A 21,477-nucleotide genomic window follows, 5' to 3' on the forward strand; every position below is an offset into this window, starting at 1 on the left:
CTCAGTTGAACTGCGCCAGGAAGCGCAGGTCGTTCTCGAAGAAGAGGCGCAGGTCGTCGACGCCGTAGCGCAGCATGGTCAGGCGGTCCGGCCCCATGCCGAAGGCGAAGCCGATGTGGCGCTCCGGGTCGAGCCCGAAGTTGCGCACCACGTTCGGGTGCACCTGGCCCGAGCCGGCCACCTCGAGCCAGCGGCCCTTCAGCGGGCCGCTGTCGAAGGCGATGTCGATCTCGGCGCTGGGCTCGGTGAACGGGAAGAACGAGGGGCGGAAGCGCAGCGCCAGCGCGTCGGTCTCGAAGAAGCGGCGGCAGAAGTCGGTGAAGACGACCTTCAGGTCCTTGAAACTGACGTTCTCGCCGATCCACAGGCCTTCGCACTGGTGGAACATCGGCGAGTGCGTCGCGTCGCTGTCGACGCGGTAGGTGCGGCCCGGCGCGATCACGCGGATCTCGGGCATGTGCGCCTCGGCCGCATGCTTCGCTGCATGCGCCTTCGCGTAGCGCACCTGCATCGGCGAGGTGTGCGTGCGCAGGTTGAGCCAGCGGCCTTCGGCGTCCTTCATGTCGACGTAGAAGGTGTCCTGCATCGAGCGCGCCGGGTGGTTCTCGGGGCTGTTCAGCGCGGTGAAGTTGAACCAGTCGGTCTCGATCTCGGGGCCGTCGGCGACGTCGAAGCCCATCGAGCCGAAGATCGCCTCGATGCGCTCGATGGTGCGCGTCACCGGGTGCAGGCCGCCCACGCCGCGCTGGCGGCCGGGCAGCGTGACGTCGAGCGCCTCGGCCCTGAGCTGCGCCTCCAGCTCGGCCTGGCCGAGCGCCTCGCGGCGCGCCTGCAGCAGCGCCTCGACCTGCTGCTTGGCGGCGTTGATCAGCGCGCCGCGCGCCTTCTTCTCCTCGACCGGCAGCGCGGCCAGCGCCTTCAGCGCCTCGGTCAGGCGGCCCGACTTGCCGAGGTAGCGCGCCTTGGCGTTCTCGAGGTCGGCGGGCGTCATCGCGGCGGCGAAGTCGGACTTCGCGGCGTCGATGAGGGAAGCGAGATCGTTCATCGTGGCGGGAAACAAAAAAGGCCGAACGCGAGGTCGGCCTTCGAAAGCTGAACCGGCGGCCGCCGCCCTCGCGGGCGCCGGCGACGCGTTGGATCAAGCGAGCTGGGCCTTCACCTTCTCGACGATGCTGCCGAAGCCGGCAGGATCGTTCACGGCCATGTCGGCAAGAACCTTGCGGTCGATGTCGATGTTGGCCTTCTTCAGGCCGGCCATGAACTTGCTGTAGGTCAGGCCCAGGCCCCGGCTCGCCGCGTTGATGCGGGCAATCCAGAGCTGGCGGAACACGCGCTTCTTGTTGCGGCGGTCGCGGTAGGCGTACTGCCCGGCCCGCATGACCGCTTCCTTGGCGATGCGGAAGACGTTCTTGCGGCGGCCGCGGAAACCCTTGGCCAGGGCCAGCACCTTCTTGTGACGAGCGCGTGCGGTGACACCACGTTTGACGCGAGGCATTTCTCTTCTCCTTTACCTGGGCGACTCAGAGACCGGCGAACGGCAACATCTGGGCCATGTGGCCCATGTTGGTCTCGTGCACGGTGACGGCGCCACGCAGGTGGCGCTTGTTCTTCGTCGTCTTCTTGGTGAGGATGTGGCGCTTGAACGCCTGACCCCGCTTGACGGTGCCGCCCGGGCGGACGCGGAAGCGCTTCTTCGCGCTGCTCTTGGTCTTCATCTTGGGCATGAACTGCTCCTTCTTGAAATTGCGTCCGACAGGCGCCGGGGAAGCTTCCCCGTCTTGTTGGCCTGCGGCCGCTTCTGGCAGCGCCCCGGCAACCAGACCGGGACACTGAACTTCGATTCAATTCACTTTCGCTTCGGCGCCAGCACCATGATCATCTGGCGGCCTTCGAGCTTGGGCATGTGCTCCACCACCGCCACGTCGGCCAGTTCGTCGCGGATGCGCTCGAGCAGCCGCATGCCGATGTCCTGGTGCGTGATCTCGCGGCCGCGGTAGCGCAGCGTGACCTTGCCCTTGTCGCCGTCCTCCGAGATGAAGCGGCGCAGGTTGCGCATCTTGATCGCGTAGTCGCCTTCGTCGGTGCCCGGACGGAACTTGACTTCCTTGATCTCGATGATCTTCTGCTTGGACTTCGCCTCCGCCGCCTTCTTCTGCTCCTGGTACTTGAACTTGCCGTAGTCCATCAGGCGGCACACTGGAGGATCCGCCTGGGCCGCGATCTCGACCAGATCGACGTCCAGATCGCCGGCCATGCGCAGCGCTTCCTGGATGGGCACGATGCCCAGCGGTTCGTTCTCTGGGCCGTTGAGGCGCACCTCAAGCGCCATGATCTCGCGATTGAGCCGGTGCTTGCGCTCGTCGTTCCGGACACGGCGGTCAACAAAAGTAGCGATGGTGGGTACCTTTCAGCAGACCTCCCAGGCAGCAGGAAGCCCAACACACAAACAACGACGCGCCCCAAGCCTTCCAGCGGCAACCACCGTCGTGGTCACAGCTTGCGGGCGATGTCTCCGGTGACTCTTTCGAGGAAGTCGGCCAGCGGCATCACGCCGAGATCCTGGTTGCCCCGGGCGCGCACGGCAACGGTTCCGTTTGCCTTCTCCTTGTCGCCGACGACCAGGATGTACGGAACCTTCTGCAACGAATGCTCGCGGATTTTATAGGTAATTTTTTCGTTCCGCAAATCGCTGGCCACTCTAAGTCCTTGTTTTTGCAGCGTTTTGGTAACGCTCTCGGCGTAGTCGGCCTGGGCTTCGGTGATCGTGAGCACGCTGGCCTGGCGCGGCGCCAGCCAGGCCGGCAGCGCGCCGGCGTGCTGTTCGATCAGGATGCCGATGAAGCGCTCCAGGCTGCCGACGATGGCCCGGTGCAGCATCACCGGGTGGTGGCGCGCGCCGTCCTCGGCGACGTACTCGGCGCCCAGGCGCTCGGCCATGAAGAAGTCGACCTGCATCGTGCCGCACTGCCACTGGCGGCCCAGCGCGTCCTTCAGCGTGTACTCGATCTTCGGGCCGTAGAAGGCGCCGTCGCCCGGCGCGACGACGAACTCGACGCCCGAGCGGCGCAGGCTCTCCATCAGCGCGTGCTCGGCCTTGTCCCAGGCCGCGTCGGAGCCGATGCGCGCCTCGGGCCGCGTCGCCACCTTGTAGAGGATGTCGCTGAAGCCGAAGTCGGCGTAGACCTTCTGCAGCAGCGCCGTGTAGGCCACGCATTCGTCGAGGATCATGTCCTCGGTGCAGAAGATGTGGCCGTCGTCCTGCGTGAAGCCGCGCACGCGCATGATGCCGTGCAGCCCGCCGGTCGGCTCGTTGCGGTGGCACTGGCCGAACTCGCCGTAGCGCAGCGGCAGGTCGCGGTAGCTCTTGATGCCCTGCTTGAAGATCAGGATGTGGCCGGGGCAGTTCATCGGCTTGAGCGCGTAGTCGCGCTTCTCCGATTCCGTCGTGAACATGTTCTCGCGGTACTTGTCCCAGTGGCCGGTCTTCTGCCACAGCGTGCTGTCCAGCAGTTGCGGGCCCTTGACCTCCAGGTAGCCGTTGTCGCGGTAGACGCGCCGCATGTACTGCTCGACCTCCTGCCACAGCGCCCAGCCCTTGGGGTGCCAGAACACCGTGCCGGGCGAGTGCTCGTCGAGGTGGAACAGGTCGAGTTCGCGGCCGAGCTTGCGGTGGTCGCGCTTCTCGGCCTCCTCCAGCATCGTCAGGTACTTCTGCAGGTCGTCCTTGCTCGCCCAGGCGGTGCCGTAGATGCGTTGCAGCATCTCGTTGCGGTGGTCGCCGCGCCAGTAGGCGCCGGCCACCTTCATCAGCTTGAAGTGCCTGAGCTTGCCGGTGGACGGCACGTGCGGGCCGCGGCACAGGTCTTCGAACTTGCCTTCGCGGTACAGCGACACGTCTTCGCCGGCCGGGATGCTGGAGATGATCTCGGCCTTGTAGTCCTCGCCCAGGCTCTTGAAGTAGGCCACCGCCTCGTCGCGCGGCAGCACGCGGCGCTCGACCTTCTCGTCCTTCTTCGCCAGTTCCGTCATCTTGGCCTCGATGGCCGCCAGGTCCTCGGGCGTGAAGGGGCGCTTGTACGAGAAGTCGTAGTAGAAGCCGTTGTCTATCACCGGGCCGATGGTCACCTGCGCGTCGGGGAACAGCTCCTTGACGGCGTAGGCGAGCAGGTGCGCCGTCGAGTGGCGGATCACCTCCAGGCCATCCGGGTCCTTGTCGGTCAGGATGGCCAGCGCCGCGTCGCCGTCGATGCGGTAGCTGGTGTCGACCACGCGCGCCGCGTCGCCCTGCCCCACACGCCCGGCGATCGCGGCCTTGGCCAGGCCGGGGCCGATGGACGCCGCCACCTCGGCCACCGTGACCGGGCCGGGGAATTCGCGCCGCGAACCGTCGGGCAATTGAATCGAGACCATGTCGAGACTCTTTCGGAAAAGCAAAAAGGCGCGGACCCTGCCGCGCCTTTCTTCGTGAACGAAAAACGAGTGATGAAGATCGACGCGCGCAGCTCCGCTAGACCTTCCGGGTCCAACGCGTAGTCCGCGGTGTCATAACCGTCATGCCTTTCTCGCTCTTGTCGGGTCTATCGAAGCGGCAATTGTAGTTCAGGCCAGCGGCTGCGGCTCGATGCGCCCGGGCCGCGCCAGCCACTGCGCGAACTCGTCGGCCAGCCGCCGGCTCTCGGCCACCGCCCGCGACCAGGCCGCCACGCGCGCCGGCAGGTCGTCGCCGTAGTGCTTGAAGTCCTCGCGGTCGGGCAGCTTGGCGTTGGGCAGCGTCGCGATCCATTCGGCGCGCGGCGACAGCACGATGGCGTTGTCCAGGCAGGCGCTGGCGCGGTGGCGGTGGCGCAGCGCCTTGTCCAGCCAGCCGGGGATCACCGTCTTCTGGAAGTGCGGATAGAGCACCAGGCCCTCGCCCATCGAGGCGTAGTCCAGGTGCAGGTGGTAGTCGGTGATGCCGCCGTCCCAGTAGGCGCCGGCCGGCGCGCCGGGGATGTCGCGCACCGCCTGCAGCCAGAACGGGATCGAGCAGCTCGCCAGGATGCCGGGCTGCAGGTTGTTCGCGGCCAGCGGCACGACCCGGGTGCGGAAGTCGTTCAGGCGCAGCGGCAGCGGCTCGCGCGCGTCGGAGAAGATCACCCGCTCCAGCCAGCCGCCCATCGCCCTGCGGCTCAGCGCGTTGGCGGCGAAAGCGCCGAGGTAGCCCAGCGGCGTGCGCAGCCGCCCCTCGCGGCGCAGCAGATGCCGGCCGCGGCTGGTGAACACGTGCAGCCGGTAGCGCGGATGGCCCAGCACCTCGGCCTCGCGGCCAGCGAAGCGTTCGGCGAGCTTGGCGCCGAACACCGCGCTGACGTGCGAGGCTGTCGGCGCCTTGCCGGGCGCATGTTCGTAGGTCTGGCCGATGTAGTCGGCCGCCATCTGCTCGAAGGCCGCGTCGGGCTGCGCGAGGCAGGCGCTGGCCATGCGCCACGCGCCGATCGAGGCGCCGAGCAGATGCACGCTGTGCGCGCCGCCGGCCAGCCAGTGGCCGAACAGGAAGCGGTCGAGCGGGTTCAGGACCAGGCCCTTGGGCCCGCCCGCCGCGGCGGGAATCAGGCGCACGTCGGCCGGCGCCAGGCCGCGCTCGCGCAGGTGGCGCAGGGCGCGCGGCCCGGCGTGGATCTGCAGGGCTTGCACGGCCCGCCCCGTGCCTCAGCCGCGCGACTGCAGCTTGGCGAAGGCCGCGGCCATCGCCGATTGCGGCTGTGCACCCCCCCGCCCGCCTTGAGCACGCTCGCCGCGCGCCGCTGGCCGGTAGCTGTTGTCGCCGCGCGCGCCGGAAGCCGCCGGCTTGGCGTCCAGCTTCATCGTCAGCGAGATGCGCTTGCGGGCGAGGTCCACCTCCAGCACCTTCACCTTGACGATGTCGCCGGTCTTGACCACCTCGCGCGCGTCGTTGACGAACTTGTGCGAGAGCTGGCTGACGTGCACCAGCCCGTCCTGGTGCACGCCCAGGTCGACGAAGGCGCCGAACTGCGCGACGTTGCTGACCGTGCCTTCCAGCGTCATGCCGGGCTGCAGGTCCTTGATGTCCTCGACGCCGTCGTTGAAGCGCGCCACCTTGAAGTCGGGGCGCGGGTCGCGGCCGGGTTTCTCCAGCTCGGCGAGGATGTCCTTGACGGTGATCGCGCCGAAGCGCTCGTCGGCGAAGGCCTCGGGCTCGAGCGTGCGCAGCACGTCGCTGCGGCCCATCAGCTCACCGATCGGCCGGCCGGTCTGGGCCAGCATGCGCTGCACCAGCGGATAGGTCTCGGGGTGCACGCCGCTCTGGTCCAGCGGGTTGTCGCCGCCGCGGATGCGCAGGAAGCCGGCGCACTGCTCGAAGGTCTTGGCGCCCAGGCCGCCGACGTCGAGCAGTTGCGCGCGGCTGCGGAACGCGCCGTTCGCATCGCGCCAGCGCACGATGCCGGCCGCCACCGCGTTCGACAGCCCCGAGACGCGCGCCAGCAGCGGCGCCGAGGCGGTGTTCAGGTCCACGCCCACCGAGTTGACGCAGTCCTCGACGATGGCGTCCAGGCTGCGCGCCAGCTCGCTCTGGTTGACGTCGTGCTGGTACTGGCCGACGCCGATCGACTTCGGCTCGATCTTCACCAGCTCGGCCAGCGGGTCCTGCAGCCGCCGCGCGATGCTGACCGCGCCGCGCAGGCTCACGTCCAGCTCGGGCAGCTCCTTGCTGGCGAACTCGCTGGCCGAGTACACCGAGGCGCCGGCTTCGCTGACGACGATCTTCTCGATCTTCGTGTCGGGGGCCATCGCCTGGATGCGCTTGATCAGGTCGGCGGCGAGCTTGTCGGTCTCGCGACTGGCGGTGCCGTTGCCGATCGCGATCAGGTCGACGCCGTGCGCCGCGACCAGCCGGCCCAGCGTGTGCAGCGAGCCTTCCCAGTCGTTGCGCGGCTCGTGCGGATAGACGGTGTGGGTATCCAGCACCTTGCCGGTGGCGTCGACCACGGCCACCTTGCAGCCGGTGCGTATGCCCGGGTCCAGGCCCATCACGACGCGCGGGCCGGCCGGCGCGGCCAGCAGCAGGTCGCGCAGGTTTTCGGCGAAGACCTTGATGGCCACTTTTTCGGCTTCTTCGCGCAGGCGCGCGAACAGGTCGCGCTCCAGGCTCAAACTGAGCTTGACCTTCCAGGTCCAGGCGATGGTCTTGCGAATCAGTTCGTCGCCCGGCCGCTTGGCATGGCGCCAGCCGAGGTGCACCGCGATGCGGCCTTCGGCGAGCGTCGGTTGGCCGGGAACGACTTGTTCATCGAGCACCAGCTTGGCGTCCAGCACTTCCTGCGTGCGGCCGCGGAACACCGCCAGCGCGCGGTGCGAGGGCACGCCGCGGATCGGCTCGTCGTGGTCGAAGTAGTCGCGGTACTTCGCCACCTCGGCCTGGTTCGCGTCCTTGCCGTCCATCAGCCTGCTCTTGAACAGGCCCTCGGTCCACAGCCACTCGCGCAGCGTGCCGACGAGCACGGCGTCTTCGGCCCAGCGCTCGGAGAGCAGGTCGCGCACGCCGTCGAGCACCGCGTGCGCGTCGGCGAAGCCGGCCTCGGCCAAGGCGGCAGGGCCGCCTTCGCAGGCGTCCGCGAAGGCAGCGGCTTCGGCCAGCGGATCGAGCGACGGATCGGCGAACAGCCTGTCGGCCAGCGGCTCCAGCCCGACTTCGCGCGCGATCATGCCCTTGGTGCGGCGCCTGGGCTTGTAGGGCAGGTAGAGGTCTTCCAGCTCCTGCTTGGTCGGCGCGGCCTCGACGGCGGCGCGCAGCTCGGGCCTCAGCTTGCCCTGCTCGGCGATGCTCTTGAGCACCGTGGCGCGGCGCTCTTCCAGCTCGCGCAGGTAGGCCAGGCGCGCTTCCAGTTCGCGCAGTTGCACGTCGTCGAGGCCGTCGGTGGCCTCCTTGCGGTAGCGGGCGATGAAGGGGACGGTCGCTCCGCCGTCGAGCAGTTCGACGGCGGCCTTCATCTGGGCCGGCCGAACCTTCAGCTCGGCGGCGATCTGCAGAAGAATCTTGTCCAAATCGGCTCAGGCCCGCGAGGGGGCATCTCGAAAAGCGGCGCAGTGTGCCACAGCCCCCCGCCCGGCGATCAGGCCGCTGGCGAAGCTCGCGGTGAGCAGGTAGCCGCCGGTGGGCGCTTCCCAGTCGAGCATCTCGCCGGCGCAGAACACGCCGGGCAGCCGCTTCAGCATGCCGTTCTCGTCGAGTTCGTCGAGCCGCACGCCGCCGGCGCTGCTGATCGCCTCGTCGATCGGCCGCGCGCGCAGCAGCGTGACCGGCAGCGCCTTGATCGCCGCGGCCAGCGCGGCGGCGTCGGCGAAGGTCTGGCGCGGCAGCAGTTCGCGCAGCAGCGCGGCCTTGGCGCCGTCCAGGCCGAGGCGGCTTTTCAGGTGCGTGGACATCGAACGCGCGCCGCGCGGCCGGGCCACCTCGGCGTGCACGAACTCGGCGCCGCGCTCGGGCAGCAGGTCGATCTCGGCGACCGCCCTGCCCTGCGCGGCGATGGCTTCGCGCAGCGTGGCCGAGGCGGCGTAGACCAGGCTGCCTTCGATGCCGCCCTCGGTCAGCACGAACTCGCCGCGCTGGTGGAACGCGCCGCAGCGCAGCGCGACGTTCTTCAGCGGCGCGCCGGCGAAGCGCGTGCGCAGATGTTCGCTCCAGCGCGCCACGTCGAAGCCGCAGTTCGACGCTTGCAAAGGCGCTACCCCCACGCCGCGTTCGGCCAGCCGCGGCACCCACGCGCCGTCGGAGCCCAGCCGTGCCCAGCTCGCGCCGCCGAGCGCCAGCACCACGGTGCGCGCATGCAGCGTGGTCTCGCCGTCCGGCGTGGCGAAGCGCAGCGCGTGCGCGCAGTCCTCGCTCTCGCCCCAGCCGATCCAGCGGTGCCGCATGTGCAGCCGCACGCCGTTCGCGCGCAGGCGCTGCAGCCAGGCGCGCAGCAGCGGCGCGGCTTTCATGTCGACCGGAAACACCCGCCCCGAGCTGCCGACGAAAGTGGCTATGCCCAGGCCGCGCGCCCAGTCACGCAGATCCTGCGGGCCGAAGGCCGCCAGCCACCGCGCCACGCGCGTGCCGGCCGCGCCGTAGCGCGCGACGAAGGGCTCGGCCGGCTCGCTGTGCGTCAGGTTCAGCCCGCCCTTGCCGGCGAGCAGGAACTTGCGCCCCACCGAGGGCATCGCGTCGAACAGGTGCACCGGCACGCCGGCCGCGGCCAGCGCCTCGGCGGCCATCAGCCCCGCCGGCCCGCCGCCGACCACCACGGCCGGCAGCACGCCTTGCAGCGCCTTCACTCGACCGCGCGCAAGGCCTGGCGCAGGTTCTCGCCGATCTCCGGCCGGGCGGCGAACGGATCGCTCGGGTTGCGCGCCAGCATCACGTCGTCCAGGCGCGTCTGCACCGGACCCAGCGCGTTCGGGTGGCTGAAGACGTAGAAGCGCCGTTCGCGCACCGCGTCCATCACGAACTGCGCCACCTGCGTCGCGCTGACCTTGCCGCTGCCCACGGCCTTGTCGATCATCGCCTGCGCGACGAGCTGGCTGCGGGTCGGCTTGGCGCCGTCGCGCATGTCGCCCGGCCGGTTGCGGGAACTGGCCGCGATGCCGGTGGACACGAAGTAGGGGCACAGCACCGAGGCGCCGATGCGGTCGGTGACCAGGCGCAGGTCCTGGTACAGCGTCTCGCTGAGCGAGACCACCGCATGCTTGGTGACGTTGTAGACGCCCATGTTGGGCATGTTGACCATGCCGGCCATCGAGGCGGTGTTGACGATGTGGCCCTCGTAGCCAGCGTCGGCCTCGGCGGCGGCCAGCATCATCGGCGTGAAGACGCGCACGCCGTGCGCCACGCCCATCAGGTTGACGCCGACCACCCACTCCCAGTCCTTCAGCGAGTGCTCCCAGATCAGCCCGCCGGCGCCGACGCCGGCGTTGTTGAACACCAGGTGCGGCGCGCCGAAGCGCGCCCGCGTCGCGTCGGCCATCGCCTCGACCTCGGCGGCCTTGGCCACGTCGAGCCGGAAGCCGATCGCCTGCGCGCCGAGCGCGCGGATCTCGGCCACCGCGCGGTCCAGCGCCTCCTGCTGCACGTCGGCCATCACCAGGTTCATGCCGGCACCGGCCGCCAGGCGCGAGAGTTCCAGCCCGAAGCCCGAGCCCGCGCCGGTGATGACCGCGGTGCGGCCCTGGAAGGTTTTCATCGAAGTGCTCCTGTGTCGGAATGTCGGGATGTCGGTGGTCAGCGCGGCATCGCGCGCGCCGTGATCGCATCGAACGCGACCGTGCGCGGCAGCGTGCCGAAGACCTGGCCCCAGTCGCCGGCCAGGCGCGAGGCGCAGAAGGCGTCGAAGACGAAGTCCGGCGCATGGCGGCGCAGCAGCGAGGCCTGCACCGCGAGCGCCACGTCCTGCGCGAGTCGGCGCGCCTCGATCTCGTCGGCCAGCGCGTCGATGCGCGCCGGCAGCGCGGCGGCGCAGCGGTCGTAGGCGGTGTTGGCGCCGCGCGCCGGGGCGAGCTCGGCCTCCAGCGCCTCGGCCACCGAGCCGCCCTTGCTGCCGCCGCCGCGCAAGGCGCGCAGCAGGTCGAGCGCCATGATGTTGCCGGCGCCTTCCCAGATCGAGTTCAGCGGCATCTCGCGGTAGATGCGCGCCATCACGCCCTCGCCTGCCTCCTCGACGTAGCCGTTGCCGCCCAGGCACTCCATCGCCTCCTGGCCGAGCAGACTGCCGCGCTTGCAGATCCAGAACTTGGCCACCGGCGTCAGCACGCGCCGCATCAGCGCCTCGAAGGGATCGTCCCGCCGGTCGATGGCGCGCGCCAGGCGCAGCGCCAGCGCGGTGGCGGCTTCGGACTCCAGCGCCATGTCGGCCAGCACGTTCTTCATCAGCGGCTGCTCGATCAGCTTCCGGCCAAAGGCCATGCGCTGCGCGGTGTGGTTCAGCGCGAGGCCGAGCGCCTGGCGCATCAGGCCGGCCGTGCCTAGCGCGCAGTCGAGCCGCGTCAGCGTGCCCATCTCGAGGATCTGCGCCACGCCGCGCCCCGGCTCGCCGACGCGCCAGGCGCTGGCCGCCTCGAACTCCACCTCCGAGCTGGCGTTGGCGTGGTTGCCGAGCTTGTCTTTCAGGCGCTGGATGCGGATGGCGTTGAGCGCGCCGTCCGGCAGCACGCGCGGCAGGAAGAAACACGACAGGCCGCCCTCCTCTTGCGCCAGCACCAGGAAGGCATCGCACATCGGCGCCGAGAAGAACCACTTGTGGCCGGTGATCTCGGCGCGTGCGCCCCAGGGCGTGGCCTCGACGATCAGCGCCCGCGTGGTGTTGGCGCGCACGTCCGAGCCGCCCTGCTTCTCGGTCATGCCCATGCCCATGGTCACGCCGGGCTTGTCGGCCAAGGGCACGAGGCGCGGGTCGTAGGCGGTGCTGGAAAGCTTGCCGAACCAGTCCTGCGTGATCGCCGCGTTGGCGCGCAGCGCCGGCGTCACCGCGTAGGTCATGGAAATCGGGCACAGGACGGACGGCTCCAGCTCGGTGAAGAGCATGAAGGCCGCGGCGCGCTCGACGTGCGCGCCGGGCCCGAGCGCCCAGGGCCGGCCGTGCAGCCCGGCGGCCACCGCCTCGGCCATCAGCGCGTGGTAGCTGGGGTGGAACTCGACGCGATCGACGCGGCGGCCGAAGCGGTCGTGCGTCAGCAGGCGCGGCGGGTGCGTGTTGGCCAGGCGCGCATGCACCTGCCACTCGGCACTGCCCCAGCGCTCACCCTGCGCGAGGCTGGCGGCCTCGTCGCGCCCCGGCAGGTGGAAGGCCAACGCCTCGCGCAGCGCGAGGTTGCCGGCGTAGAGGTTGTAGTCGGCCAGCGGCTCGGGCTGGTTGAACACGTCGTGGGTGGTGCTCATGCGCTGATCTCCTTCCACGTGGGGAGCGTCGCGGCAGCGTGATCAGAACAGTTTCACCAATTGCTTGCCGAAGTTCCTGCCCTTGAGCAAACCGAGGAAGGCTTGCGGCGCATCCTCGATGCGCGGCGCGATGCTCTCGCGGTACTTCAGCCGGCCGGTGGCGACCAGCGTGGCGAGTTCCTTCAGCGCCTCGGGCCAGGCGTCCATGTGCTCGCTGACGATGAAGCCCTCGACGCGCAGCCGCTGCGTCAGCAGCAGCGCCGGGTTGGCGAGCGGGACGGGCCGGCCCTCGTAGCCGCTGATCATGCCGCACAGCGCGACGCGGCCGAAGGCGTTCATGCGGCGCAGCACGGCGTTGAGGATCTCGCCGCCGACGTTCTCGAAGTTGCAGTCGATGCCGTTCGGTGCGGCCTGCGCGAGTGCGGCGTCGAGCGCGGCGGCGTCGGCGTGCCGCTTGTAGTCGACGCACGCGTCGAAGCCGAGTTCGTCGACCACGTAGCGGCATTTCTCGGCGCCGCCGGCGATGCCGACCACGCGGCAGCCGCGCACCTTGGCGAGCTGCCCCACCGCGCCGCCGACCGCGCCGCTGGCGGCGCTGACCACCACCGTCTCGCCGGCCTTCGGCTGGCACAGCTTCACGAGGCCATACCAGGCCGTCACGCCCGGCATGCCGACCGCGCCGAGGTAGGCCGACAGCGGCACCTGCGTGGCGTCGACCTTGCGCAGCAGCCCGGGCGCGTTGCCGTCGACCAGCGCGTACTGCTGCCAGCCGCCCATGCCGACCACCTTGTCGCCGACGGCGAACTTCGGGTGCCGCGACGCCGCCACCTCGCCCACCGTGCCGCCGATCATCACCGCGTCGAGCGGCTGCGGCGCGGCGTAGCTCTTGGCGTCGTTCATGCGCATGCGCATGTAGGGGTCGAGCGAGAGGTAGAGCTGCCGCACCAGCACCTGGCCCTCGGCCAGCGCCTGCGGCACCGGCGTCTCGACGAGGCGGAAGTCGCTCGTCGCCGCCTCGCCTTTCGGCCGCGCGGCGAGCAGCCATTGCTTGTTGGTCGTCGTCATCGCTGGCAATCCTTTCAGTCGGAGGCGTTCGGCTTCAGGATGCGCCGTCCGCCGGCGGGCAAGCCCTTCATGTACTTGAACGTGCCGCTGGCATGCGCCACCAGCTCGCCGCGCTCGTCGGTCACCGAGCCCTCGGTGAAGGCCAGCGAGGCGGTGCGGTGCAGCACCGTGCCGCGCGCGGTCAGCCTGCCCAGCCCGGCGCGCAGGAAGCTGGTCTTCATCTCGATGGTCACCACGCCCGGCGATTCGGCATGACCGGGCTGCCCGGGGCTGCGCGCGGCGTGCGCCATCACGACGTCGAGCAGCGTCATGGTCACGCCGCCGTGCGCCACGCTCCACGAATTGGTCAGCTCCTCGCGCAGCGTGAGCGCGATCGCGGCGCGGCCCGCGCCGCATTCGAGCAGCTCCATGCCGAGCAGCTCGACGAAGGGGATGTGGGCCAGGAATTTCATCCGCCGTGGTGCACCGCGCTGACGCCGCCGTCCACCGCCAGGATCTGCCCGGTGATGTGCTTGCCCGCGGCCGAGGCGAACAGCAGCGCCGCGCCCTTCAGGTCGTCGTCGTCGCCGATGCGGCGCAGCGGCGCGGCCTGCGCCATGCGATCGGCGCCGAAACGCTCTATCGTGCCCTTGGTCATCTTGCTCGGGAAGAAACCCGGCGCCAGCGCGTTGACGGTGATGCCGTGCTCGCCCCACTCGCCGGCCAGCGTGCGCGTGAAGTTGACCACCGCGCCCTTGCTGGTGCCGTAGGCGATGAACTCGACGTCGCCCGAGCCGCTCAGGCCCGCGATCGAGGCGACGTTGATGATGCGCCCGCGCCGGCGCGGGATCATGCTGCGCCGGCCGATCTGCTGGCTCATCAGGAAGATGCTGCGGATGTTCAGGTTCATCACCTTGTCCCAGGCTTCCAGCGGATAGTCCTCGGCCGGCGCGCCCCAGGTGGCGCCGGCGTTGTTGACCAGGATGTCGACGTCGCCCAGGCGTTGCAGCGCCTCGGAGGCGACCCGCTCGACCTCCGCCGGCTCGCTCACGTCGGCCGCCAGCCAGCGCGCGTCGATGCCGCGCGACTGCAGGTGCGCGGCGGCCTCCTCGAGATCGGCGGCCTTGCGCGAGGTGAGGAAGATCTTCGCGCCGGCTTCGCCCAGCGCCTCGGCGATCTGCAGGCCCAGGCCACGCGAGCCGCCGGTGACCAGCGCGGTCTGGCCGCTGAGGTCGAACAACTTCTGGATCGGGGTGCTCATGGGGTCGTCTCCTTCTGGAACGTCATTCGATCGCCAGGCTGCGGAAGAAGGCGTCGCGGTTGCCGGGCCGGCCGAGAAAGCGCCGCACCAGTTCGTCGGGCGCCACCTGGCCGCCGTTGGCGAGCACGCTGTCGCGGTAGCGCCGGCCGACGGCCGCGTCGAGCCGGTCGGCCGCGAACGCGGTGCGCAGGTCTTCGGCAACCACCAGGCTCCACAGGTAGCCGTAGTAGCCCGCGCCGTAGCCGCTGGCCACGTGGCCGAAGTTGGCCGGGAACAGCGTGCCCGGCACGTAGCCGAAGGGCGTGGCGCCCTCCATGCGCGCCCACAGCGCCAGCGGCGCCTCGACGCGCCGGCCGTGCAGCGCGAGGTCGTAGCGCGCGTACAGGAGCTGCCGGCCGAAGAGCAATCCCTTGGCGAAGTGGCGCGCGCGGTTCACCCGCTCGATGGTCTCGCGCGGCAGCGGCGCGCACTCGGGGCACACCTGTCCGAACAGCGCCAGCACCGCCGGGTCGTAGACCCAGTCTTCCAGCATCTGCGAAGGCGCCTCGGCGAAGTCGAGCTGCACGTTGGTGCCGCCGGGAATCGCGTAGCGCGTGGTCGACAACAGCGCGTGCAGCGCGTGGCCGAACTCGTGCAGCAGCGTCTCCAGCTCGTCCAGCGTCAGGCCCTGGCGGTCGAAGTTGGTGACCAGCGCGGCGGCCGGCAGCCGGCCGCTGCGGGTCGACACGTTGCGAAACCCCCAGACCGCGGCGTGGTTGTACTTGTCGGGGCGCGGGAACAGGTCGACGAAGAGCGTGCCCAGCAGCGCGCCGTCGGCGTCGCGCGCGGCGTAGGCGCGCGCCTCGTCGTGCCACAGCGATTGCTCGACCGGCTCGAAGCGCACGCCGAACATGCGCTGCGCGACCGCGAACACGAACGCCAGGCTGCGCTGCGGCGGGAAGTGCGCGCGCATGGCTTCCTGGTCGACGCCGTAGCGCGCCTGGCGGATGCGCTCGGTGAAGTAGCTGGCGTCCCAGCGCCGCACGGTGACGCGCTCGACGGGCTGCTGCGTCGCCGCGGCCTTCGCCTCGCGCAGCAGCGCGATGTCGGCGCGCTCGCGCTCGCGCACCGCGCCGTCCACCGCGGCCAGGAAGGCCAACGCGTTCGCTTCGCTGCCGACCATGCGGCGGCGCGTCACGAAGTCGGCATACGAATCGAAGCCGAACAGCCCGGCCAGCTCGTGGCGCAGCGTGGCGATGCGCTGCAAGGTCTTCAGGTTCGCCTCCCCGCCGATCCGCATCGTGGCGCGCCACATGCGCTCGCGCGTGGCTTCCTGCACGGCGCGCTCGATCACCGGGGCGGAACTCGGGTGGTCGAGCCCGAGCACGTAGCGCCCCCGCGCATCGCGCCTGGCCTGGCGCCACACGTTCCCGGGCACGCCTTCCAGTTCGGCTTCGGTGAAGGCCACCGTGTCGCGGTTCTCGCGCGAGCGGCGCTCGAAGTCCTGCGTCTGCTTCGTCAGCGCATCGTTCAGCCGCGTCGCGCGGGCCCGGGCGGCGGGCGGCAGCGCGACGCCGGAGTCCTCGAAGGCGTCGAGCAGGTCGCGCTGCAGGCGCCGGTCGATGTCGTCGGCCACCGCCGCCTGCTTCAGGTTCGAATGGATGCGCACATCCTGCAGCAAGGCGGTGTTGAAGCGCTGGTAGGCCAGGTCGCAGGCCTCGGCCGCGTCGCGCACCGGCTTGGCCGGGTGCACCGCGGGCAGCAGCCACAGCGGGCCCATGGCGTCTTCGACGCGCTGGTTCAGCGCATCGAGCGCGCCCAGCACGTCGGCGCCGCGCGCGGGCAGCGCCGCGATCGCGCGCCGGCGCTGCTTCAGCTCGGCGAGCAGGCGGTCGCAGTCGGCGCGCACCTGCGCGGCGCTTTCGTAGCGCGGGAACTGATAGACCTGCGCCGCGGCGAGCGGCGCCAGCAGCGACGCAGCCAGACCGATGAGCAGCCGGCGTGCCTGCATGCTCAGAACCAGTCTTCGCTCATGGCGCGGCAGGTATCGTCGCGCGAGGCCACCACCTGCAGCCACGCCGCCACCTTGGGCAGGTCGTGGCGGTAGAAGAAGCGGCAGGCGGCGAGCGTGCCGCGCAGCGCCGCATCCTCGCCGCCTTGCGCCAGCTTCGCGTGCGCGCACAGCGCCACGTCGAGCCAGATCCAGGCGACCACCGTGTGGCCGAAGGCCTGCAGGTAGGGCACGGCGTTGGCGAGCGCCTCTTCCGCGTTGCCGGTGGCCCAGGCGGCCTTGGTGGCGCGGCCGAGTTCGGCTAGCGCCGCCGCCAGCTCGTTGGCGAAGCCGGCCAGCTCGGGCTGCCGCATCGCGCGCTCGACGGTCGCGTTGACCTTCGCCGCCAGCAGCGCCAGCCCCTTGCCGCCGTCCATCACGACCTTGCGGCCGAGCAGGTCCAGCGCCTGGATGCCGTGCGTGCCCTCGTGGATCATGTTCAGGCGGTTGTCGCGCCAGTACTGCTCGACCGGGAAGTCGCGCGTGTAGCCGTAGCCGCCGTGCACCTGGATCGCCAGGCTGTTGGCCTCCAGGCACCACTCGCTCGGCCAGCTCTTGGCTATCGGCGTCAGCATCTCCAGCAGCAGCGCCGCCTCGGCGGCGGCCTCGGGCGCGCCGGTGTGCTGCTCGTCGACCAGGCGCGCGCAATACAGCTCGAGCGCCAGCGCGCCTTCGCACCAGCTCTTCTGCGCCAGCAGCATGCGGCGCACGTCGGCGTGGCGGATGATGGGGATCTGCGGCTGCGTCGCGTCCTTGCCCGAAGGCCCCATCGCCCGGCCCTGCGGGCGGTTCCGCGCGTAGTCCAGGCTGGCCTCGTAGCCCGCGTAGCCGAGCATGGTCGCGCCCAGGCCGACGGCGATGCGCGCCTCGTTCATCATGTGGAACATGCAGCGCAGGCCCTCGCCGGGCTGGCCGACGCGGTAGCCGATCGCGCCGGCCGCGCCGCGCACCGGGTAGCGCCCCTCGCCGAAATTCAGCAGCGTGTTCGGAATGCCGCGGTAGCCCAGCTTGTGGTTCAGGCCCGCGAGCGCCACGTCGTTGCGCTCGCCGGTCAGGCGGCCCTGCCCATCGACCAGCGTCTTCGGCACGATGAACAGCGAGATGCCGCGCGTGCCCGGCACCGGCTTGCCGTCCGGCCCGGGGATCTTGGCCAGCACGAGGTGCACGATGTTCTCGGCCAGCTCGTGCTCGCCCATGCTGATCCACATCTTGTTGCCGCGCAGGCGGTAGCGCGGCCCGAGCGGATCGCTCTCGAAGTCCTCGCCGTCGGGCACGGCGCGGGTGGCGATGTCGGACAGCGAGGAGCCCGCCTGCGGCTCCGACAGGCACATGGTGCCGAAGAAGCGCCCGGCGAACTCGTTCTTCGCGAACACCTCCTTCTGCGAGGCGGTGCCGTGCGCCATCAGCAGGTTGGCGTTGCCGCTGGTCAGCATGCCGGCGCCGCCGACGCCGATGCCGGCCTTGGAGAAGAAGGCGTGCGCGGCCATCTCGACCACGCAGGGCAGTTGCATGCCGCCGATCTCGTAGTCCTGCGCGGCGCCGAGCAGGCCCGATTCGGCATAGGCCCGCGCCGCCGCCACCGCGGCCTCGGGCACGTGCACACGCTCGCCGTCGAACCAGGGCTCCTCGGTGTCGACGATGCGGTTGGCCGGCGCGAACTTGTCGGCGGCGAGCTTCTCGCACAGGTCGAGCACCGCGTCGAAGGTCTCGCGGCTGTGCTCGGAAAAGCGCGAGCGCCGTTGCAGCGACTCGACCTGGAGCCAGTCGTAGAGCAGGAAGTCGGCGGTGCGGCGGTAGCTCATGGCCGCATCCGGACCTGCGCGCGCGGGCCGTTCGCGCCCGCCATCACAGCACCTCGAACACCCCGGCCGCGCCCATGCCGCCGCCGATGCACATCGTCACCACCACGCGCTTGGCGCCGCGGCGCTTGCCTTCGATGAGCGCATGGCCGGTCAGGCGCTGGCCGCTGACGCCGTAGGGGTGGCCCACGGCGATCGCGCCGCCGTTGACGTTCAGGCGGTCCATCGGGATGCCCAGCGTGTCGGCGCAGTACAGCACCTGCACCGCGAAGGCTTCGTTCAGCTCCCACAGGTCGATGTCGGCGACCTTCAGGCCCAGGCGCTTGAGCACCTTGGGCACCGCGAACACCGGGCCGATGCCCATCTCGTCGGGCTCGCAGCCGGCCACCGCGAAGCCGAGGAAGCGGCCCAGCGGCTTCAGGCCCTTCTTCGAGGCCACGCTCTCGTTCATCACGATGCAGGCGCCGCCGCCGTCGCTGAACTGGCTCGCGTTGCCGGCCGAGATCACGCCGCCGGGCAGCGCCGGGCGGATGTCCTTGATGCCCTCGTAGGTGGTGCCGGCGCGCAGGCCTTCGTCGACGCCGACCGTCACTTCCTTGCTGCGCAGGCCCAGCACCGGGTCGGCGACGCCGGCGGTGACGATGATGGGCGCGATCTCGTCCTTGAAGCGGCCGGCCTCCTGCGCGGCGCAGGCCTTCTGCTGGCTGGCCGCGCCGTACTGGTCCATGCGCTCGCGCGGGATGCCGTAGCGCTTGGCCACCTGCTCGGCGGTCTGCAGCATGCTCCAGTAGATCTCGGGCTTGTGCTGCACCAGCCAGGGGTCGGCCATCATGTGCTTGTTCATCTCGTTCTGCACGCACGAGATGCTCTCGACGCCGCCGGCGGCGTAGATGTCGCCCTCGCCGGCGATGATGCGCTGCGCGGCCAGCGCGATGGTCTGCAGGCCGCTGGAGCAGAAGCGGTTGACCGTCATGCCGCTGGTGGTGATGGGCAGCCCGGCGCGCAACGCGATCTGGCGCGCGATGTTGGCGCCGGTGGCGCCCTCGGGGTTGGCGCAGCCCATGATGACGTCGTCGACCTCGGCGGCCTCGATGCCGGCGCGCTCGACGGCCGCCTTGACGGCGTGTCCGCCCAGCGTGGCGCCGTGAGTCATGTTGAAGGCGCCCTTCCAGCTCTTGGCCAGCGGCGTGCGTGCGGTGGAGACGATCACTGCGTTCGTCATGATGCGGTTCCCTCGTGGCCTCGTGGATCAGGAAAAGGTCTTGCCTTCGGCGGCGAGCCTGGCCAGCAGCGGCGCGGGCTGCCAGAAGTTCGCGTCGTCGTGCGGGTTCTTCGCGAAGCGCTTCATCGCCTGCACGACGTTGAACAGGCCGACGGTGTCGGCGTAGTTCATCGGCCCGCCGCGGTGCAGCGGGAAGCCGTAGCCGGTGAGGTAGACCATGTCGATGTCGGAGGCGCGCAGCGCGATGCCTTCCTCGACGATGCGCGCGCCCTCGTTGACCAGCGCGTAGACCAGGCGCTGCACGATCTCCTCGTCCGAGATCTTGCGCGGCGTGATGCCGAGTTCGGCGCGGTGCTTCACGATCATGTCCTCGACCAGCCTGGACGGGATCGCGTCGCGCTTGCCGGCCACGTAGTCGTACCAGCCGGCCTGCGTCTTCTGGCCGAAGCGGCCCATCTCGCACAGCAGGTCGGCGGTCTTGGAGTAGCGCAGGTTCGGCTTCTCGACATAGCGGCGCTTGCGGATGTACCAGCCGACGTCGTTGCCGGCGAGGTCGCCCATGCGGAACGGGCCCATCGCGAAGCCGAAGCGCTCGACGGCCTTGTCCACCTGCTGCGGCGTGCAGCCCTCTTCCAGCAGGAAGCCGGCCTGGCGCGAGTACTGCTCGATCATGCGGTTACCGATGAAGCCGTCGCACACGCCCGAGACCACGCAGGTCTTGCGGATCTTCTTGCCCAGCGCCATCACGGTGGCCAGCACGTCCTTCGCGGTCTTCTCGCCGCGCACCACCTCGAGCAGCTTCATCACGTTGGCCGGGCTGAAGAAGTGAGTGCCGATCACGTCCTGCGGGCGCTTCGTGAACGCGGCGATCCGGTTCACGTCCAGCGTCGAGGTGTTGGTGGCGAGGATGGCGCCGGGCTTCATCACCTCGTCGAGCGCCTTGAACACCTGCTCCTTGACGGCCATGTCCTCGAACACCGCCTCGATGACCATGTCGGCGTCCTTCAGCGCGGCGTAGTCCAGCGTGGTGCCCAGCAGCGCCATGCGCTGCTCGTACTTGTCTGCCTTCAGCTTGCCCTTCTTGACCTGGGCCTCGTAGTTCTTGCGGATGGTCGCGACGCCGCGGTCCAGCGCCTCCTGCTTCGTCTCCAGCATCACGACGGGGATGCCGGCGTTCAGGAAGTTCATCGCGATGCCGCCGCCCATCGTGCCGGCGCCGATCACGGCGAGCTTCTTCACCTCGCGCACCGGCGTGTCGGCCGGCACGTCGGGGATCTTGGTCGTCGCGCGCTCGGCCATGAAGGCGTGGCGCAGCGCCTTGCACTCCGGCGTCAGCATCAGGTTGACGAACAGCTCGCGCTCGTGGTTCAGGCCGTCGTCGAACTTCATCGTCGTCGAGGCGGCCACGGCGTCGACGCACTTGGGCGGCGCCGGGTAGTTCTTCGCCATCGCGCCGACGGTGTTGCGCGCGAACTGCAGGTAGGCCTGCGCGTCGAGGTGCTCGACCTTCAGGTGGCGCACCAGCGGCAGCGGGCGCTTGTCGGCGACTTCGCGCGCGAAGGCGATCGCGCCGTCGAGCAGGTCGCCTTCGATCACGCGGTCGAACAGCTTCTGGCCGGGCAGCCTGGCCAGCACCTCGCTGGACACCGGATCACCCTTGACGATCATGTTCAGCGCCGTCTCCAGCCCGAGCACGCGCGGCAGGCGCTGCGTGCCGCCGGCGCCGGGGATCAGGCCGATCTTCACCTCGGGCATCGCGATCTGCGCGCCCGGCGCGGTGACGCGGTAGTGGCAGCCCAGCGCCAGCTCCAGCCCGCCGCCCATCGCGACGCTGTGGACGGCCGCGACGACGGGCTTGCTCGACGCCTCCAGCGCCAGGATCACCGACAGCAGGTTGGGCTCGGCGATGGCCTTGGGCGTGCCGAACTCGCGGATGTCGGCGCCGCCCGAGAAGGCCTTGCCGGCGCCGGTGATCACGACGGCCTTGACGGCGGCATCGTCCAGCGCCCGCTCCAGGCCGGTGACGACGCCGACGCGGCTGTCGTAGCCCAGGCCGTTGACCGGGGGGTTGTCTAGCGTGATGACGGCGACGTCGCCGCGGGTCTGGTAGGTGGCGGTCATGCGGTGCCTCTGGGGGGAGAAAGGGACAGAAAAGAACGGTCGTTCGATTCTAGGTTGGCCGAGGTCAAGGGGCCTGTCGCTGCGGTGACATGG

Annotated in this window: 17 protein-coding genes; all 17 read right to left on the bottom strand. The window is 70.2% G+C overall.

Going from position 1 to position 21,477, the window contains the following annotated elements:
• Position 1: 1 nt before the first annotated feature.
• The gene (gene pheS, locus QM792_RS12690) at positions 2-1,045 is read right to left on the bottom strand and encodes a phenylalanine--tRNA ligase subunit alpha (RefSeq protein ID WP_415150469.1); all 1,044 of its coding nucleotides are present in this window, start codon (positions 1,043-1,045) and stop codon (positions 2-4) included.
• Between the two features lie 93 nt (positions 1,046-1,138).
• Positions 1,139-1,495: a 50S ribosomal protein L20 gene (rplT, locus tag QM792_RS12695; RefSeq protein ID WP_293437708.1), complete on the bottom strand. Its 357-nt coding sequence runs from the start codon at positions 1,493-1,495 to the stop codon at positions 1,139-1,141.
• Positions 1,496-1,520: 25 nt separating this feature from the next.
• On the bottom strand, positions 1,521-1,724 hold the full coding sequence (gene rpmI / locus QM792_RS12700; protein WP_293437711.1) for a 50S ribosomal protein L35: 204 nt from the start codon (positions 1,722-1,724) through the stop codon (positions 1,521-1,523).
• 122 nt (positions 1,725-1,846) lie between these two features.
• Positions 1,847-2,395 (bottom strand): translation initiation factor IF-3, encoded by a 549-nt coding sequence (gene infC, locus QM792_RS12705; RefSeq protein ID WP_415151626.1) that lies wholly within the window; start codon positions 2,393-2,395, stop codon positions 1,847-1,849.
• A gap of 95 nt (positions 2,396-2,490) precedes the next feature.
• A complete protein-coding gene (thrS, locus tag QM792_RS12710) occupies positions 2,491-4,410 on the bottom strand; it encodes a threonine--tRNA ligase (RefSeq protein ID WP_415150470.1) in 1,920 nt (639 codons plus the stop codon).
• Between the two features lie 189 nt (positions 4,411-4,599).
• Positions 4,600-5,673 carry a phospholipase gene (locus QM792_RS12715; protein ID WP_415150471.1) on the bottom strand — a complete coding sequence of 358 codons (1,074 nt, stop codon included), beginning with the start codon at positions 5,671-5,673 and terminating at the stop codon, positions 4,600-4,602.
• A 15-nt stretch (positions 5,674-5,688) separates the two neighbouring features.
• Positions 5,689-8,043: a Tex family protein gene (locus QM792_RS12720; protein ID WP_415150472.1), complete on the bottom strand. Its 2,355-nt coding sequence runs from the start codon at positions 8,041-8,043 to the stop codon at positions 5,689-5,691.
• 6 nt (positions 8,044-8,049) lie between these two features.
• Positions 8,050-9,303: a TIGR03862 family flavoprotein gene (locus QM792_RS12725; protein WP_415151627.1), complete on the bottom strand. Its 1,254-nt coding sequence runs from the start codon at positions 9,301-9,303 to the stop codon at positions 8,050-8,052.
• A 5-nt stretch (positions 9,304-9,308) separates the two neighbouring features.
• Complete coding sequence (locus tag QM792_RS12730) at positions 9,309-10,217, bottom strand: SDR family oxidoreductase (protein ID WP_415150473.1); 909 nt, start codon at positions 10,215-10,217, stop codon at positions 9,309-9,311.
• A gap of 38 nt (positions 10,218-10,255) precedes the next feature.
• Positions 10,256-11,908 (bottom strand): isovaleryl-CoA dehydrogenase, encoded by a 1,653-nt coding sequence (locus tag QM792_RS12735; RefSeq protein WP_415150474.1) that lies wholly within the window; start codon positions 11,906-11,908, stop codon positions 10,256-10,258.
• A gap of 42 nt (positions 11,909-11,950) precedes the next feature.
• Entirely contained in the window at positions 11,951-12,973 is a 1,023-nt protein-coding gene (locus QM792_RS12740) for an NADP-dependent oxidoreductase (RefSeq protein WP_415150475.1), read from the bottom strand.
• A 14-nt stretch (positions 12,974-12,987) separates the two neighbouring features.
• A complete protein-coding gene (locus tag QM792_RS12745) occupies positions 12,988-13,425 on the bottom strand; it encodes a PaaI family thioesterase (RefSeq protein WP_415150476.1) in 438 nt (145 codons plus the stop codon).
• On the bottom strand, positions 13,422-14,213 hold the full coding sequence (locus QM792_RS12750) for an SDR family oxidoreductase (protein ID WP_415150477.1): 792 nt from the start codon (positions 14,211-14,213) through the stop codon (positions 13,422-13,424). The genes QM792_RS12745 and QM792_RS12750 overlap by 4 nt, the downstream gene beginning before the upstream one ends.
• 22 nt (positions 14,214-14,235) lie before the next feature.
• Positions 14,236-16,203, bottom strand: a complete 1,968-nt coding sequence (locus QM792_RS12755; RefSeq protein ID WP_415150478.1) for a M3 family metallopeptidase — start codon at positions 16,201-16,203, stop codon at positions 14,236-14,238.
• A gap of 2 nt (positions 16,204-16,205) precedes the next feature.
• Positions 16,206-18,044, bottom strand: a complete 1,839-nt coding sequence (locus tag QM792_RS12760) for an acyl-CoA dehydrogenase (protein WP_415150479.1) — start codon at positions 18,042-18,044, stop codon at positions 16,206-16,208.
• 43 nt (positions 18,045-18,087) lie between these two features.
• On the bottom strand, positions 18,088-19,263 hold the full coding sequence (locus QM792_RS12765) for an acetyl-CoA C-acyltransferase (protein WP_415150480.1): 1,176 nt from the start codon (positions 19,261-19,263) through the stop codon (positions 18,088-18,090).
• A 27-nt stretch (positions 19,264-19,290) separates the two neighbouring features.
• Positions 19,291-21,384, bottom strand: coding sequence for a 3-hydroxyacyl-CoA dehydrogenase NAD-binding domain-containing protein (locus QM792_RS12770; protein ID WP_415150481.1), 2,094 nt, complete (start codon positions 21,382-21,384; stop codon positions 19,291-19,293).
• Positions 21,385-21,477: the final 93 nt, after the last annotated feature.

This window comes from Piscinibacter sp. (assembly GCF_047600445.1).
Lineage (GTDB): Bacteria > Pseudomonadota > Gammaproteobacteria > Burkholderiales > Burkholderiaceae_C > Piscinibacter.